We start from the raw sequence: 482 nt of genomic DNA, 5'->3' as shown, positions 1-482 counted from the left end.
ACAGGGCGCCGCTATAATCGGCCCTTGCCACCGCCACGCTCACGAGGATCGCCCATGGACACGTCGGCCGCCCGCCGCAACATCTTCGCGCGCATCCGCGCCGCCCAGGGACGCCCGGCCGAGCCCGACGCGCTCGAGCGCGAGCAGGCCGCCGACTACCTCGCGCGTCATCCGGCCGGCCCGCGCCCGCCGATGCCGGACGATGCCGCCGGATTGCTCGCGCGCTTCACCGAGGAAGCCGAGCGGATGTCGACCACGGTCGAGGCCGTCGACACGCTCGCCGAGGTACCGGCCGCCGCGGCGCGCTACCTGCAGGCGCGCTCGCTGGCCGCGCGGGCGATCGCCTGGCGCACCCTGGCCGATATCGACTGGGCCTCGGCCGGCCTCGAGGTCGACTTGCGCAAGCCCGTCGAGGGCGACCTGGTCGGCATCACCCGCTGCTTCTGCGCGAGCGCCGAGACCGGCTCGCTAGTGCTGCTGTC

1 pseudogene is annotated in these 482 nt (G+C 74.5%); it reads left to right on the top strand.

The features are described 5' to 3' along the window. Window positions 1–54: 54 nt before the first annotated feature. Window positions 55–482, top strand: a pseudogene (locus FQ705_RS32535) (lactate utilization protein C); the annotation flags it as partial.

The organism is Paraburkholderia sp. BCC1884 (genome assembly GCF_900996225.1).
Lineage (GTDB): Bacteria > Pseudomonadota > Gammaproteobacteria > Burkholderiales > Burkholderiaceae > Paraburkholderia.
Note: the sequence above shows the minus strand (reverse complement) of the source record. Positions and strands in the feature narration are given on the sequence as shown.